Below are 13,793 nucleotides of genomic sequence, written 5' to 3' on the forward strand. Positions count from 1 at the left end.
CGTGTTCCGCATGCCTTTCGTGATCCGCATACGCCCTCAGCGCCCGATCGTCAGATGATTCGCCCAGACACCCGGGCTGGCGAGGAAGGCGGTGTGCGACCGGCTGACCCGTACGACGCCGTCATGGCCCTCGATCCTGCGCAGCAGCTCGAAGACGTTGCCGGCGAGGGTGAGGGCGCCCGCGTTGCGGCGCACCCCGCCGGGCTCCTCCAGCACGGCGTTGGCGCCGATGGAGAAGTCGCCCGTGATGCCGTTGGAGGTGTGCGCGCCGTTGGCCTGCACCACCCTCAACAGCCGCCGCCCGTCCCGGGGTTGATCGCCGAGCGGTGGCCCCGGGCGCAGGGAGAGGTGGCTCGGCCGCACCCTCGGCATCTCACCCGAGGCGCCCCGCCATCCCGAACCCCGGCCCTCGGGACCGGGCGCGCTGCGGCGGTGCCCGAGGAAGCGCAGCAGGACGCCGTCGGTGACGAGGGCCGCGGCCCTGGCCGGTGTCCCCTCGTCGTCCCACGGGGCGGCCAGCGGATACTCCGGCGCGGCCGGGTCGTCGACGAGGCCGACCCCCGGGGCGCAGACGCGCTCCCCCGTCCGCCCGGCCAGCGGCGAGCGCCCCTCCTGGACGGTGTCCAGCTGGAAGGCGGGCGCCACCAGCGCCAGCAGCTTGACCATCACCCAGCCGGTGACCAGCACGTCGTCGTACCGCAGGTCCGCCACCGGCGGTCCGGCCAGCACCTGGGCCAGCGCGCACAGTTCGGGCAGGTCCCGCCGGCCCGCCGCGTCCAGCGGGCCGGCGGCGCGGTCCCCGAACATCTGGTGCGCCACGAAGCCGACACCGTCCGCGGTGGTGGCGGTGACCCGGGCCTGGAGCTGGAAGAGCCCCGAGCCGTAGCCGCGGGCCGCGCCGCCCCGCCGGTGCAGCCGCACCGCGGACCGCTCGGCCCTGGCCCGCAGCTCGATGTCCAGGCCCGCGCGCGCCTCGCTCAGCCGCCGGACCGCCCCCACCGTCTCCTCGTCCAGCCGGGGCCGGTACACCGGCCGCTCAGGCCCGTCCGGGACGGCGGCCGGAAGGTCCGGGGCCGCGACGCGGGCGGGCAGCGCCCGGCCCACCGCGAGCGCGGACCGCACGAGCCCGGGATCGGCGGAGTCCGGCAGCGCCTGGACCGCGTACCCCTCCGCGCCGTCGCACCACACGGTCACGGCGGTGGCCCCGGAGACGACATCGCTGCGCCGCTCGACCGCACCGCCCCGGCACACCACTTCCTCCGACTCCCGCCGCACGGACCACACTTCGCAGTCGGCGCCGCTGTGGGCGGCCTCCTCGATCAGCGCCTCGCTGCCCGTCATCGCTCCGTCCCTCCCACCAGCAGGGACCGGACCCGAAGCGTCGGCCCGATGACGCCGACCGGCACCCACTGCCCGAACTTGCCGCACTTGGCCGCCCCGACAGCGGGGTCGTCCGCCACCGCGTCGACGTCCGCGAGCATCCGGGAACCGGACCCCGCGATGGTCGTCTCCTGGATCGGGTCGGTGATCCGGCCCTTCTCGATCAGATGGCCGTTGGTCACGCGGAAGGTGAACTCCCCGGTGGCCTCGACGACTTCGCCGCCGCCGACGTGTTCCGCGTAGATGCCGTACTCCGTGTCCGCGATGATCTCCGCCACGCTCGACGTCCCCGCGGCCAGACAGGTGTTGGTCATCCGGGGCAGCGGCGGCTGAAGCACGGTGGTGCAGCGCCCGTTGCCGCTGGAGGCCGTCCCGAGCCGGGCGGCCGACTCCTGGTCGGTGAGATAGCCGGTGAGCCTGCCGTCCTCGATGACCGTGGTGGGGGCGGCCGGCGTGCCCTCGTCGTCGTACGCGTACGAGCCGACCGCGCCCGGGACCGTCGGGTCGTCCCGCACCGTGACCAGCGGCGAGGCGATCTGTTCGCCGAGCCGGCCCGCGTACACGGAGCCACGGACCACCTCGTCGCCCTCCAGCGGATGGCAGCAGGCCTCGTGCAGCAGCACCATGCCGCGGCCTCCCGCGACGACCACCGGCATCCGTCCGACCGGGGCGGGCCGGGCGTCGAGCCCCGTGACGGCCCTGCGGGACACCTCGGCGCCGCAGGCGCGCACATCGATGCCGGCCAGCGGGCCGCAGGTGCCCGGTGTGTAGAAGCCGGTGGCGACCCTGCCGCCCCGCCGGGCGATGACGCGCACCGAGAGATAGCTGAGCAGCCGCCGTTCGTCGTGGACGCGCCGGTCGTCCCCGCCGGACACCAGACACATGTCCTGCTCGCTGAGCTCGAAGTCGATGACGACCTGGGCGATGCTCGGGTCGTAGCCGCGTGCCGCGTCCTCCAGGGCGTGCAGCGCCCGCAGGACGGCGGGGATCTCCAGCCAGCCGGGCGGGCCGTCCGGGTCCGCGGCGGCCGGGGTGTACCCGGACGGCCGTCCGTCCGGCCGCGCGGCCGAGGGGTCGTACCCGGGCAGGGCCCGGTGACGGAACCCGTCGGGCAGGACGTAGCGCGCGGCGGTCGCCCTGCCGTGTTCGAGGCTCAGATCGCTGACCCGGCTCTCGGCGAACCGTCCGCTGACCCGGTGCCAGGACTGGACGGCCCCCGACGCGCTCACCACGCCCCGGGGGCCCCGGCGGCGCATCTCGTCGCCGAGTTCACCGGCGGCGGCCCGCAGCGTGCCCGGTCGGTGGACGGTGTGCTGCATGGTGCTGCCTCCTGAGTCGTCTCCGGTGAACGGCCCGGCGGGCCTCACACCGTGTCCCCTGCCGGCATGCGGGCAAGGACGTGGAACTCCAGCGCCGCCAGCGCGGTACGGGCGGTGTCCACGGCTTCGTCCGCGGTGCCGCCGTGCGCCCGGGCCGACGCCAGACGGGAGTCGGAGGACTCCAGCCCCTCGCAGACCGCGCCCGGTTCCGCCAGCAGCACGACCTCGTCCACCCCGGCCGCCGCACGGGCCTCGTCCACCCCGCCGATGCCGGTGAGCACGCCCTGGACCGGGGCCGCGGCGAACCAGATGGCCGCGGCGCGGCCCGGCCGTGCGCCCGCCAGCGTGCGGCGCAGTTCCGGCAGCACGCTCTCGCCGGCCGCCTGCCGTGCGAGGAGGCCGCCCATGTCCACTCCGGTCGCCTCCCGCACCAGGACGGGTATCTCGTCGCCGCCCAGGCGCAGATGCGTCTCGATCACCCGGGGCCCGTCCTTGGTCAGCACCAGCTCGGTGTGGGTGGCGCCGGACTCCACGCCCAGCGCGTCCAGCAGGGCGCCGACGATCCGGTGCACGGACTCCTCCTGCCCGGGGTCCAGTCCGGCGGGGACGACATGGCCCAGCTCGACGAAGTGCCCGGGATCGGAGTACTTGCGGGTGACGGCCACCACCTGGTGCTCCGCCTCCTCCGAGAACGCCTCGACGCTGAACTGCGGGCCCTCGTGGAACCGTTCGGCCAGCACACCCGTGCCGGACAGCCCGTAGAACTCGCCGCCGGCCCGCTCGTACGCCGCGGCCAGGGCGGACGGCTCGCGCACCACGGCGACGCCGACGCTCGCCGAGCCGTGCACCGGCTTCACCACGCACGGCAGACCGTGTTCCGCGACGAAGGACCGCAGTCCGGCCAGGGAGCCGACGGCGGCCGAAGGGGTGGGGTCGAGGCCGGCGGCGCGGAGGCGGACGCGCATGGCGGCCTTGTCGTGGACCAGTTCGACGGTGCGGGGCGTATGGGTGCGCAGACCGAGCTCCCGGCCGATCAGCGCGCACCGGTCCTGGTCGCGCTCGCCGAAGGTCGCGATCCGGGTGAAGGGGTCGCAGGCGTGCGCGGCGGCGGCGAGCGCCACCCACTCGCCGTCGGGCGCGTCATGCCGTACGGCGATGATCCGGCTGTGCTCGTCCCGCTCCCGGAGCCGCCCGAGGTAGTCGATGCGGCAGATCACCGAGGTGCGGTTGCCGGGCCCGGCGGCGCGGGCCCGGCCGGGCAGGTCCCGTCCGCTGCCGACCACCAGGATGTGCTCGCTCATGCCCGCTCCCCGCTGCCCGGACGGGGCCGCACGGAGAACCGGACCGCCGCGGCGGCCTCCGCCAGCCGCCGCTCGGCCAGGTGCGCCGTCGCTCCCGTCGCCATGACAAATCCGGCCCTCTCCTGGGAGCTCGCCACGACGTCCGCCCGCCGCCCCGTCACCTCGGCGACATGGACCCGCACCACACCGGGGAGGCCGCGCGCGGTGTCGGCGCCGGTGACCGAGTCCACGGTGCCCGGCGGACAGTCCAGGAAGCGCACCCCGGCGTGCAGCCGCGGAGTACGGGGTGTCACCTCACCGGACCCGCCGAGCACGGTCAGGAAGTCGGCGACGAACGAGCCTCCGTGGGCCAGGTCGATCAGTTCGTGGATGCCGTCGCCGGGGACGCGCCCCGCGCACTCCACGAGACACGGGTGCTCGCCGTCCGCGAGGATCCATTCGGCGTGCAGGACACCCGTACGGAATCCGGTGGCGGCCACCAGTGCGTCCATCACCTCGGCGATCCGCCCGTCCACACCGTCCGGCAGCCGGGCGGGGACCCGGTGCCCCGCCTCGACGGGATACCGGCCCGGCGTGACCACCTTCCCGGTCACATTGCGGAACAGCACCTGGCCCTTGAACACCACGGCCTCGGCGCTGACTTCGGGCCCGTCGAGCCGTTGCTCGGCCAGGAAGGCGGTGGGCAGCGGACGGCGGGCGCGCAGCCGGGGCTCGTCCGCCCCGGTGGTGTGCGCCCACGCCGCCCCGATGTCGTCGCCGGCGTCGAGGAGCTGAACCCCCAGGCTGCCCTGCCGGTTGGCGGGCTTGAGCACACAGCGCCCGCCGGACTCCGCCCGGAACCGCTCGGCCTCGTCCGCCGACGCCACCCTGCGCCATCGCGGCTGCGGCAGCCCGGCCCGGTCGGCGGCCTCCCGCAGCAGCGCCTTGTCGCGCAGGATCCGGGCGGCCGGGACACCCGCGCCCGCCAGACCCCAGGCCTCCGCGAGGGCGGCCGCCGCCGTGACGCCGTACTCCACGCCGGGGAGCACCGCCCGTACGGCATCGGGCCGGTCCACCGCGGCGAGCACGGCGGCCGGGTCGTCCTCGTCGTGGATCGGCGCGGTGACCAGTCCGGCGAAGCAGCGGTGGTCCGCCGCGCGGGCGGCGATGCTGCGTGCGGCGACGACGTCCGGCTCCTCGACGACGAGCAGCGAGCGCGGCGGCAGCAGCCGGTCCAGGTCCGGCATGAGGGCCGCGCCGAAACCGGCCATCACATGGGTGATGTGAGCTGCCCCGTCCGGGCCCGTCCCGCTCACCGCACGTCCTCGGTCCGCACCACGATGGTCGTGGCCGCCCGCCGGGCGCGCCCGAGGGCCTCGTCGGAGTCGGCGCCGGTCGCGATGACGTAGCCGATGCGGTCGCCGCTGGAGCGCACGGGGCCGACCGTGTCGCCCGGGGCCGCGGTCACCACCACCTCGCACACCCCGGGCAGGGCGGTGGCCTTGTCCTGGCCGTCGACCGCCACGACACGGCCGGGTTCGGCCCGGACGAACCAGATGGCCGCCGCGCACTGCGGGCTCGGCGATGCCTCCGGCAGGTGCCCCCGGTCCAGCGGCAGCAGATAGCTGAGCCGTTCGAGGTCGGTGCCGTGCGAGAGCTTGACCAGTTCGTAGATCCGGTCGCCGCCCATGCGGTTGTGCGACTCGATGATCACCGGTCCGTCGGCGGTCAGCATCACCTCGGTGTGGGCGCAGCCCTCGGTCAGCCCGACGGCGTCCAGCAGCTTCCGTACGAGGCTCTCCACGGCGGCGCGGTCCCCGGCGCCGACACCCGCCGGAACGACGTGGCCCTTCTCGACGAAGTTCTCGTCGATGAACTTGGCGGTGAGGGCGACGACCAGGTGGCGGCCGTGCTGCGAGATCGTCTCGACGCTGATCTCCGTGCCGGTCAGGAAGCGTTCGGCCAGCAGCGGCACATCGGTGACCGTCTCGGCGGCGAACGCCAGATCGGCGTCGCGCGGCGAGGCGATCCTCCGGACCCCCTGGCTGCCGGTGCCGTCCAGCGGTTTGAGGATCAGCGGGTAGCCGTGCACTTCGCCGAACGCCCGCAGGTCGGCCGCCGTCCGGACCCGTGCGCACGGGTGGTGCTCGATGCCCGCTTCGGCGAGCCTGCGGCGCAGGGCGTACTTGTCGCGCAGCAGGGCGGACACGGCGGCCGGGTTGCCCGGCAGCCCGAGCTGTTCGCTCAGGGCCGCCGCGAGGTCCAGCCCCGGGTCGGTGAAGGAGACGACCAGGTCCAGCGGGGCGGCCCCGTGCAGGGCGGCGACCACCGGTATCACCCGCTCCGGCCGGGTGTAGTCGAGCAGCAGCGCCTCGTCGAGCCCGGCCCGGTGCGCCGGTGTGAAGACCTGCGGGGCCTGGACGTACACGACCTCGAACCCGGCGTCCCTGGCCACCTGGAGCTTGCCCGCACGGCCGGCGACCACCAGCACCCGCGGCCGGCCGGCCCCCCGCGCACGCCGCTCTTCCTCGTTCTCCATCAGCCCTCTCCCGTCTCGCCCGTCGTGCCTGTGCCGCCCGCGGTCTCGAAGGTGACCGTGCGGGCTTCCTCGTCGTAGAGCACCCAGTGGGCCGCCGCCTCGCAGGCGGCGCCCGCGTTGACCACGCGGATCCCGTGGGGCGGCAGCCGGTGGACCCGCCCGGTGACCGGCACCGCCCGGTACGGGCCGGGTTCGGGGCCGGGGCCGGGTTCGGGTTCGGGTTCGGCGCGGCCGAGTGTGAGCATCCGGCGGTGGCTGTGGCCGTGGACCACGACCGGCCCGCCGGCCTCCTCGTCGAGCACCGGGTGCGTGAGCACGTCCCCGTCGCGTGCCCAGACGAAGCGGTGTCCGTGCTCGAACCGGGTCAGCGGCGTGCTCCACCGCGCGGGCGCCGCCAGCAGCGGCGCAAGTCCGGGGACCGTCCGGCCGCCCAGCAGTGTGGCGATGCGCTCCTCCTGGTTGCCCCGGACCAGGACGCAGCGGGCGAGCCGGGACCAGAGGTCCGGATCGTGGCCGACCACGTCCTCGGGCGGCCACACAGAACCCGGAATCATATCCTTCTTGGATATCTTCGCTTCCAGGTAATCACCGGTCAGAATGATCGAATCCACACGCCCGCGGACAGCTTCCGCAATAGCCCGGAAGTTTGCGGAGTTTCCATGCAGATCCGAAATTACGGCAAACCTCGCCATGCTATCGTCCACCCCCATGAACCCCGAAGTGATTCTTTTCGACCTGGGCGATGTGGTCTGCCATTACGTCCCGGAACGCCGTCTGGAAAAGCTGGGAGCAGCATGCGGAGTGAGCCCCGGGGACGTCGAGTCCGCGCTCTACGCGACCGGTCTCATCGACGCGTGGGACCTGGGTGACGCCACCGCCGGGCGCATCCACGAGGTCGTCCGCACCGAACTGGGGTTCACCGGCGGGCTGCGGGCGCTCCAGGAGCTGTGGGCCACGGCCTTCGAGCCCGATCACGACGTCCTGCGGCTCGTGAAGGCCGTACGCCCCCGGCGCACGGCGCTGTTCTCCAACAACGACGCGCTGCTGCTCGACGCGCTCCCGCGCGTCATGCCGCAGGTCGCCGCGTGCTTCGACGCCTGGATCTTCTCGTGCGACCTCGGCGCGAAGAAGCCGAATCCACGCGCATTCCAGCAGGCCCTCTCGGCCCTTTCGGCATCACCCGGCGAGACACTCTTCATCGATGACAAATCCGCCAATGCGGAGGCCGCCGAGAATTGCGGCATCACCGCTCTGCAATTCCGGGGCGCCGCGGAACTCGAAGAGAACCTGGCACCCCTGTTCTCGCTCTGAGCGGACAAACTGTCTCCCGGGGCCGATAACGTCCCGAGTATCCTTGCGCGCCGTACGGACCGGAGCTACGTCCCGAAGGTGTCGTGTCACGCGCTGGCGCGCAATGGACGGGTGGCCATTGCACCCTTTCCCGTCATCCCGCCTATTCCGGACGGCCGGCCGTCGCCCCGCAGCAGAAAAGCCCGGCCCGGGCGGCGGTCCGTGGGGACCGCCGCCCGGGCCGGGCTCTCGTCGTGTGCCGCGGCTCAGGCGTCCGTGGCGTCCTGCTCCGTGCCGTCCGCCTTCTCCTCGGCCGGTGCCAGGCCGAGGCGCTCCAGCAGCCACTTGTCGAACTCGATCGAGGCCCGCACCCAGCTGACCGTCGAGGAGACGAAGTGCTCCAGGGCGACGCCGGTGCCGATGAGCATCTGCGCCTCACCGATCAGCCGGACCGAGGCGCCGGTGTCCTCGGAGCCCTCCTCGGGCTCGTGGGTGTGCGTGTAGACCTTGGGCCACAGGGTGCGGCGGTTCCAGTCGTCGATCGCGTCGAGGAGGACCGGGCGCTGGTCCGTGTCGTGCGGGCGGTCGTAGAACGTACGGACCGAGAAGACCTGCTGCTCGCCCTCCCCACGGAACATGAAGTACGTGCGGAAGTCTTCCCACGGCGCGGCGATGTCGCCCTCGTCGTCGACGACGTACTTCAGCTCCATCTGCTCCAGGAGCTGCTTGACGAGGTCCTGGTCAGGGACGACGGGGCCCTCCGGTCCTGCCGCCTGCGGTTCGGGCTGGCCCCCGAAGTTAGGAATCGAGGACGGATCGATGCTCACCGTAATTTCCCTTCGTGCGGTTGGCTGCCATCCTCTCCCATGGCGGGCGGGGCATGGCAAGCCCGAACGGCCCCGATCCGCCACAAGCTGATATCCAGCCGGTGCGAACCGGGGCCGCGGACGTGCTCCGGTACGACGCGTGCGTTCCGGTTACGGCGTACGGGCGCCGCTCACGCCGATGCTCAGGCCGTCGCCCACCCGGTCCACGCGCACCGTGTCGCCGTCCGTGATCTCACCCGCGAGGATCTCCTTCGCGAGCCGGTCGCCGATCGCCGTCTGGATGAGGCGGCGCAGCGGCCGGGCACCGTAGGCCGGGTCGTTGCCCTCCTCGGCCAGCCAGGCCAGGGCGGCCGGGGTGACGTCGAGGGCGAGCTGCCGGTCGGCCAGCCGCTTGGCGAGCCGGTCGATCTGGAGCCCCGCGATGTGGCTGAGCTCGTCCCCGGACAGGGCGGAGAAGACCACCAGGTCGTCGAGCCGGTTGAGGAACTCCGGCTTGAAGGAGGCCCGCACGACGTTCAGGACCTGCTCCTTCTTCTCCTCGGGCTTGGTCAGCGGGTCGACCAGGTACTGGCTGCCGAGGTTGGACGTCAGGATCAGGATGGTGTTGCGGAAGTCCACCGTCCGGCCCTGCCCGTCGGTGAGCCGGCCGTCGTCGAGGACCTGGAGCAGGATGTCGAAGACCTCGGGGTGCGCCTTCTCCACCTCGTCCAGCAGGACGACGGTGTACGGGCGGCGGCGGACCGCCTCCGTGAGCTGGCCGCCCTCCTCGTAGCCGACGTACCCGGGCGGGGCACCGACCAGCCGGGCGACGCTGTGCTTCTCGCTGTACTCACTCATGTCGATGCGGACCATGGCCCGCTCGTCGTCGAAGAGGAAGTCGGCGAGCGCCTTCGCCAGCTCGGTCTTGCCGACCCCGGTGGGGCCGAGGAAGAGGAACGATCCGGTGGGCCGGTCGGGGTCGGCGATCCCGGCCCGGGTGCGGCGTACCGCGTCCGAGACGGCCTGCACGGCCTCGGTCTGCCCGATGAGGCGCCGGCCCAGCTCCTCCTCCATGCGCAGCAGCTTCTGGGTCTCGCCCTCCAGCAGGCGTCCGGCCGGGATGCCGGTCCAGGCGCCGACGACATCGGCGATGTCGTCGGGTCCGACCTCTTCCTTGACCAGGGTCTCCTTGGGCTCGCCCGCGGCCTCCTGCTCGGCCTCGTCGGCCTCGGCCAGCTCCCGCTCCAGGCCGGGGATCTCCCCGTACAGCAGCTTGGACGCGGTGTCGAAGTCACCGTCGCGCTGGGCGCGTTCGGCCTGTCCGCGCAGCTCGTCGAGGCGTTCCTTGAGCTCACCGACGCGGTTGAGGCCCTGCTTCTCCTTCTCCCAGCGGGCGTTGAGGCCGCGCAGCTCCTCCTGCTTGTCGGCGAGGTCGCGGCGCAGCTTCTCCAGCCGCTGCTTGGAGGCCGGGTCCTTCTCGTTCTTGAGCGCCAGCTCCTCCATGAGCAACCGGTCGACGGAGCGCTGGAGTTCGTCGATCTCGACGGGCGAGGAGTCGATCTCCATGCGCAGCCGGGAGGCCGCCTCGTCGACGAGGTCGATGGCCTTGTCGGGCAGGAAGCGGGAGGTGATGTAGCGGTCGGAGAGGGTGGCTGCGGCGACCAGCGAGGAGTCCGCGATCTGCACCTTGTGGTGGGCCTCGTAACGGCCCTTGAGCCCGCGCAGGATCGCGATGGTGTCCTCGACGGACGGCTCCGCGACCAGCACCTGCTGGAAGCGGCGCTCCAGGGCGGGGTCCTTCTCGATCCGCTCGCGGTACTCGTCGAGCGTGGTGGCGCCGACCATCCGCAGCTCGCCGCGGGCCAGCATGGGCTTGAGCATGTTGCCCGCGTCCATGGCGGAGTCGCCGCCGGCGCCCGCGCCCACGACGGTGTGGAGCTCGTCGATGAACGTGATGATCTGGCCGTCGCTCTCCTTGATCTCGGAGAGGACGGTCTTCAGGCGCTCCTCGAACTCACCGCGGTACTTCGCGCCCGCGACCATGGCGCCCAGGTCCAGCGAGACGAGCCGCTTGTTCTTCAGGGACTCCGGGACGTCGCCCAGGACGATGCGCTGGGCGAGCCCTTCGACGACGGCCGTCTTGCCGACGCCGGGCTCACCGATGAGCACCGGGTTGTTCTTGGTACGGCGGGACAGCACCTGGACGACGCGGCGGATCTCCTGGTCGCGCCCGATGACCGGGTCGAGCTTGCCCTCGCGCGCGGCCGCGGTGAAGTCCGTACCGAATTTCTCCAGGGCCTTGTACTGGCCCTCCGGGTCCGGTGTCGTCACCCGGCGCCCTCCCCTGTTCTTCTCGAATGCGTCCAGCAGCCTCTTCGCACTGGCACCCTGCCCGTCGAGGATCTCACCGGCGCGGCCGCCCTTCGCGGCGGTCCCGATCAGCAGGTGCTCGGTGGAGACGTAGTCGTCGCCGAGCTCCTTCGCCCGCTGCGCGGCGTCGGCGATGACGGCGAGCAGTTCGCGGTTGGGCTGCGGCGGCGAGACGGTCGAGCCGGTCACGCTGGGCAGTGCGCCCAGGAGCCGCTCGGTCTCGGTGCGTACGGCGATCTGGTCCGCCTCGACGGCGGCCAGCAGGTCGATGATGTTCTCGTTGTCCTCGCCCGAGAGCAGCGCGAGCAGCAGATGCCCCGGGGTCAGATCGGGATGCCCGTCCTTCACGGCCCTGTTACTGGCCGCGTTGAGGGCGTCCCGGCTCCTGTTGGTCAGCTCGGCGTCCACGTGCGCGCTCTCCTCCTTGCGGTGACTGGCCCGTCCTCACTACTGACACGATCAACGTGCACAAAGTTGAGTCTATTCCACTCAAGGCAAAAACGCCCCATCCCCGACCTGGCCGCACCCTTGTCCGAGTGAACCGGCCGGTCCGCCCACCCGCCACCGCAGAGCCGCCCGGCGCCGACTGCTTACGCTGACCGCATGGCAGTAGACGTACGCAACCCCGGCCCCGAGTACCTCGCCTTCTGGCGCGAGTCCCACCTCTGCACGCTCACCACCCCCCGCCCCGACGGCACCCCGCACGTGGTCCCGGTGTGCGTGACGTACGACCCCGGGGCGGGCCTCGCCCGCATCATCACCAACAGGAACAGCCGCAAGGTCGCCAACATCCTGGCCGCGGGCCCGGACGGCGCCCGCGTCGCGGCGTGCCAGGTGCACCGGGCGCGCTGGGCGACGCTGGAGGGCGTCGCCAGGGTCCGTACGGAGCGGGACAGGGTCGACGAGGCGGTACGCCGCCACATGGAACGCTACGAGCGCACGCCGTCGCCCAACCCGGACCGGGTCGTCATCGAGATCACCCTGGACCGGGCGCTCGGCCGCGGCTGACCGCACCCGGACAGCACAACGGCGCCACCGTGTTCAGGTCACGGTGGCGCCGCTGTGTGGGGGAGTGTCTGAGCGACGTGGAACGACGGGGGATCGCTCAGGCACTGCGGGGGGTGGCGGAGATGGCTTCGGGTTCGAACAGCTGGTGGTCACGCTGCGCGAGGTTCACAAAGATCATGTCGTAACGAATAGCGCAGCGAACGGGCTGCGGTGCTCCACGCGGCTTGCGGAGACAGCGGTAGGCGCGGACCTCGCCGTCGGCCTCACGGGCGACGACGACAGGGTCACCGAACAGAGTGACCATCAACGAATCACCACGGTGGGGGACAGCCGTGACGAGGTCGATGAAATGCCACCCTGAGCGGTAGGCGGTTGCCATTTCACGCCGGAAGGTCCGGTCGTCCGGCGGGGTGGTCATGCGCCTGCGGTCTTACCTGCGGGCAGGACATCCCATGACACATCAGTGGTGGTGAGCTTGCCCGCCGATGTGCTGTCCCAGGACACGTCCCCCCCGCTCGGAATCGAGACGTCCGCCTGAACCGCCACAGCAAACGCCGCAGCAGCGAAGGCGACGGCAAGAACCGAGCGAAGCAATCTCTTGTACATAGTCGGCTTCGTCCTCACTTGGTAGGTCCCTCTCCCCCGGCTCTACCAAGACCATGTCGCAACAGAGCACGTCGAAGCCACAGAACCGATGCATCATGTTCCTGTACGTTCAGGACCCTGGGGGGTGGAGATTTGCTCACAACAAGCATGAAACCTACGCATCCCCACCCCATCACCGAACTCTGTGATGAGGGCGCGCGCCTGTACGCCAGCGCCCTGGGTGCCGGCCGGATCGCCCGGTCGGAGATAGGCCTGGCACCCTGCCTGCTCGACTTCGGCCTGTTGCACCCCGACCCGGACGACGCGAACTGGCTCCGTCCCGTTCCACCCTCGGCCGTACTCGCCCAGCGCCTGCACCCCCTGGAGCGGGAGATCCGGGACCGCCGGCGCATCACCATCGAACTGGCCGACGCGTTCGAACCGTTCATGGCTATCAGCTCACAGCCGTCGGTGACCACACACGCGATCACCGTTCTGGAGGGGCTCCAGACCATCAACGCGACATTGGACACCGCAACTGCCCAGTGCACCAAGGAAATACTCACGATCCAACCCGGCGGTGTCCGGAATCTCGATGTGCTCACCCAATCACTCGAACGAGTGGAGGGGCCCCTCAACCGCGGCGTGCGCCTGCGTACCCTCTACCAGCACACGGCCCGCCACGGGCCCGGAGTCTTCGCCTACCTGGACCGGCTGCACGCGGGCAACGTCGAGGTCAGGACGTTGGAAGAGCTCATCGACCGCATGATCATCTTCGATCGCACCGTGGCCGTCATACCCGCGCGCCGCGACCGGCAGGTAGCGCTCGAACTGCGCCACCCCGGGCTCGTGGACTACCTGGTCTCCGTCTTCGACCAGTTCTGGCAGCTGGCGACCCCGCTCAGCGAAGAGACTCCGTACACCCCGCCCAACGACGGCATCACCGGCATCCAGCGCTCCATAGCCAAGCTCCTCATCGAGGGGTACGTCGACGAGGCGATCGCCCGCCGGCTCGGCATGAACGTACGGACCTGCCGCGCCCATGTCGCCAAGCTCAGCGCCGCGCTCGGCAGCAACAGCAGGGCCCAGCTGGGCTATCTGATCGCCCAGTCGGGAATCCTGGAACAGGACTCCTGACCGGCCCGGCCGGCCCCGCTCAGCCCCGCACACGGCCTCCGCCCCCGCATACGACGGAGAAGCCCGCCACCCCCTGAGA

At 71.9% G+C, this 13,793-nt stretch carries 12 protein-coding genes; 3 read left to right on the forward strand and 9 right to left on the reverse strand.

What is annotated here, in order from left to right; translation table 11 throughout:
• Positions 1-36: 36 nt before the first annotated feature.
• Genes OG782_RS17210 through OG782_RS17235 form a run of 6 tightly spaced genes read right to left on the reverse strand, consistent with a single transcriptional unit; the run spans position 37 to position 7,228 of the window.
• Positions 37-1,341, reverse strand: a complete 1,305-nt coding sequence (locus OG782_RS17210; RefSeq protein WP_406451897.1) for a metallopeptidase TldD-related protein — start codon at positions 1,339-1,341, stop codon at positions 37-39.
• Positions 1,338-2,699 carry a TldD/PmbA family protein gene (locus tag OG782_RS17215; RefSeq protein WP_406451899.1) on the reverse strand — a complete coding sequence of 454 codons (1,362 nt, stop codon included), beginning with the start codon at positions 2,697-2,699 and terminating at the stop codon, positions 1,338-1,340. Before OG782_RS17215 ends, OG782_RS17210 begins: the two co-directional genes overlap by 4 nt.
• Positions 2,700-2,743: 44 nt before the next feature.
• Positions 2,744-4,000 carry an ATP-grasp domain-containing protein gene (locus tag OG782_RS17220; RefSeq protein ID WP_406451901.1) on the reverse strand — a complete coding sequence of 419 codons (1,257 nt, stop codon included), beginning with the start codon at positions 3,998-4,000 and terminating at the stop codon, positions 2,744-2,746.
• On the reverse strand, positions 3,997-5,295 hold the full coding sequence (locus OG782_RS17225) for an ATP-grasp domain-containing protein (protein ID WP_406451903.1): 1,299 nt from the start codon (positions 5,293-5,295) through the stop codon (positions 3,997-3,999). The genes OG782_RS17220 and OG782_RS17225 overlap by 4 nt, the downstream gene beginning before the upstream one ends.
• Positions 5,292-6,518 carry an ATP-grasp domain-containing protein gene (locus OG782_RS17230; RefSeq protein WP_406451905.1) on the reverse strand — a complete coding sequence of 409 codons (1,227 nt, stop codon included), beginning with the start codon at positions 6,516-6,518 and terminating at the stop codon, positions 5,292-5,294. Before OG782_RS17230 ends, OG782_RS17225 begins: the two co-directional genes overlap by 4 nt.
• Entirely contained in the window at positions 6,518-7,228 is a 711-nt protein-coding gene (locus OG782_RS17235; RefSeq protein WP_406451907.1) for a metallophosphoesterase, read from the reverse strand. Before OG782_RS17235 ends, OG782_RS17230 begins: the two co-directional genes overlap by 1 nt.
• On the opposite strand from OG782_RS17235, the gene OG782_RS17240 reads away from it, so the two are divergent.
• On the forward strand, positions 7,227-7,829 hold the full coding sequence (locus OG782_RS17240) for an HAD family hydrolase (RefSeq protein ID WP_406451909.1): 603 nt from the start codon (positions 7,227-7,229) through the stop codon (positions 7,827-7,829). The two genes, OG782_RS17235 and OG782_RS17240, sit on opposite strands and share 2 nt — an antisense overlap.
• A 245-nt stretch (positions 7,830-8,074) precedes the next feature.
• On the opposite strand, the gene OG782_RS17245 is transcribed toward OG782_RS17240, so the two are convergent.
• Both OG782_RS17245 and clpB read right to left on the reverse strand, forming a co-directional pair.
• Positions 8,075-8,635 (reverse strand): YbjN domain-containing protein, encoded by a 561-nt coding sequence (locus OG782_RS17245; RefSeq protein WP_406451911.1) that lies wholly within the window; start codon positions 8,633-8,635, stop codon positions 8,075-8,077.
• A 150-nt stretch (positions 8,636-8,785) separates the two neighbouring features.
• Positions 8,786-11,392 (reverse strand): ATP-dependent chaperone ClpB, encoded by a 2,607-nt coding sequence (gene clpB / locus OG782_RS17250; protein WP_406451913.1) that lies wholly within the window; start codon positions 11,390-11,392, stop codon positions 8,786-8,788.
• A gap of 195 nt (positions 11,393-11,587) precedes the next feature.
• On the opposite strand from clpB, the gene OG782_RS17255 reads away from it, so the two are divergent.
• Entirely contained in the window at positions 11,588-11,992 is a 405-nt protein-coding gene (locus OG782_RS17255; protein ID WP_406451915.1) for a pyridoxamine 5'-phosphate oxidase family protein, read from the forward strand.
• 97 nt (positions 11,993-12,089) lie between these two features.
• Here the strand turns inward: OG782_RS17255 and OG782_RS17260 are convergent, their stop codons facing one another.
• Positions 12,090-12,410 carry a (2Fe-2S)-binding protein gene (locus OG782_RS17260; RefSeq protein WP_406451917.1) on the reverse strand — a complete coding sequence of 107 codons (321 nt, stop codon included), beginning with the start codon at positions 12,408-12,410 and terminating at the stop codon, positions 12,090-12,092.
• Positions 12,411-12,745: 335 nt separating this feature from the next.
• On the opposite strand from OG782_RS17260, the gene OG782_RS17265 reads away from it, so the two are divergent.
• Positions 12,746-13,714, forward strand: a complete 969-nt coding sequence (locus tag OG782_RS17265) for a helix-turn-helix transcriptional regulator (RefSeq protein WP_406451919.1) — start codon at positions 12,746-12,748, stop codon at positions 13,712-13,714.
• Positions 13,715-13,793: the final 79 nt, after the last annotated feature.

The sequence above is a fragment of the Streptomyces sp. NBC_00876 genome, from assembly GCF_045207435.1.
Lineage (GTDB): Bacteria > Actinomycetota > Actinomycetes > Streptomycetales > Streptomycetaceae > Streptomyces.

Coding starts and splice junctions, on each gene's coding strand:
- OG782_RS17210 (WP_406451897.1), bottom strand. CDS start 1,341: ATGACGGGCAGCGAGGCGCTGATCGAGGAGGCCGCCCACAGCGGCGCC.
- OG782_RS17215 (WP_406451899.1), bottom strand. CDS start 2,699: ATGCAGCACACCGTCCACCGACCGGGCACGCTGCGGGCCGCCGCCGGT.
- OG782_RS17220 (WP_406451901.1), bottom strand. CDS start 4,000: ATGAGCGAGCACATCCTGGTGGTCGGCAGCGGACGGGACCTGCCCGGC.
- OG782_RS17230 (WP_406451905.1), bottom strand. CDS start 6,518: ATGGAGAACGAGGAAGAGCGGCGTGCGCGGGGGGCCGGCCGGCCGCGG.
- OG782_RS17240 (WP_406451909.1), top strand. CDS start 7,227: ATGAACCCCGAAGTGATTCTTTTCGACCTGGGCGATGTGGTCTGCCAT.
- OG782_RS17235 (WP_406451907.1), bottom strand. CDS start 7,228: ATGGGGGTGGACGATAGCATGGCGAGGTTTGCCGTAATTTCGGATCTG.
- OG782_RS17255 (WP_406451915.1), top strand. CDS start 11,588: ATGGCAGTAGACGTACGCAACCCCGGCCCCGAGTACCTCGCCTTCTGG.
- OG782_RS17260 (WP_406451917.1), bottom strand. CDS start 12,410: ATGACCACCCCGCCGGACGACCGGACCTTCCGGCGTGAAATGGCAACC.
- OG782_RS17265 (WP_406451919.1), top strand. CDS start 12,746: ATGAAACCTACGCATCCCCACCCCATCACCGAACTCTGTGATGAGGGC.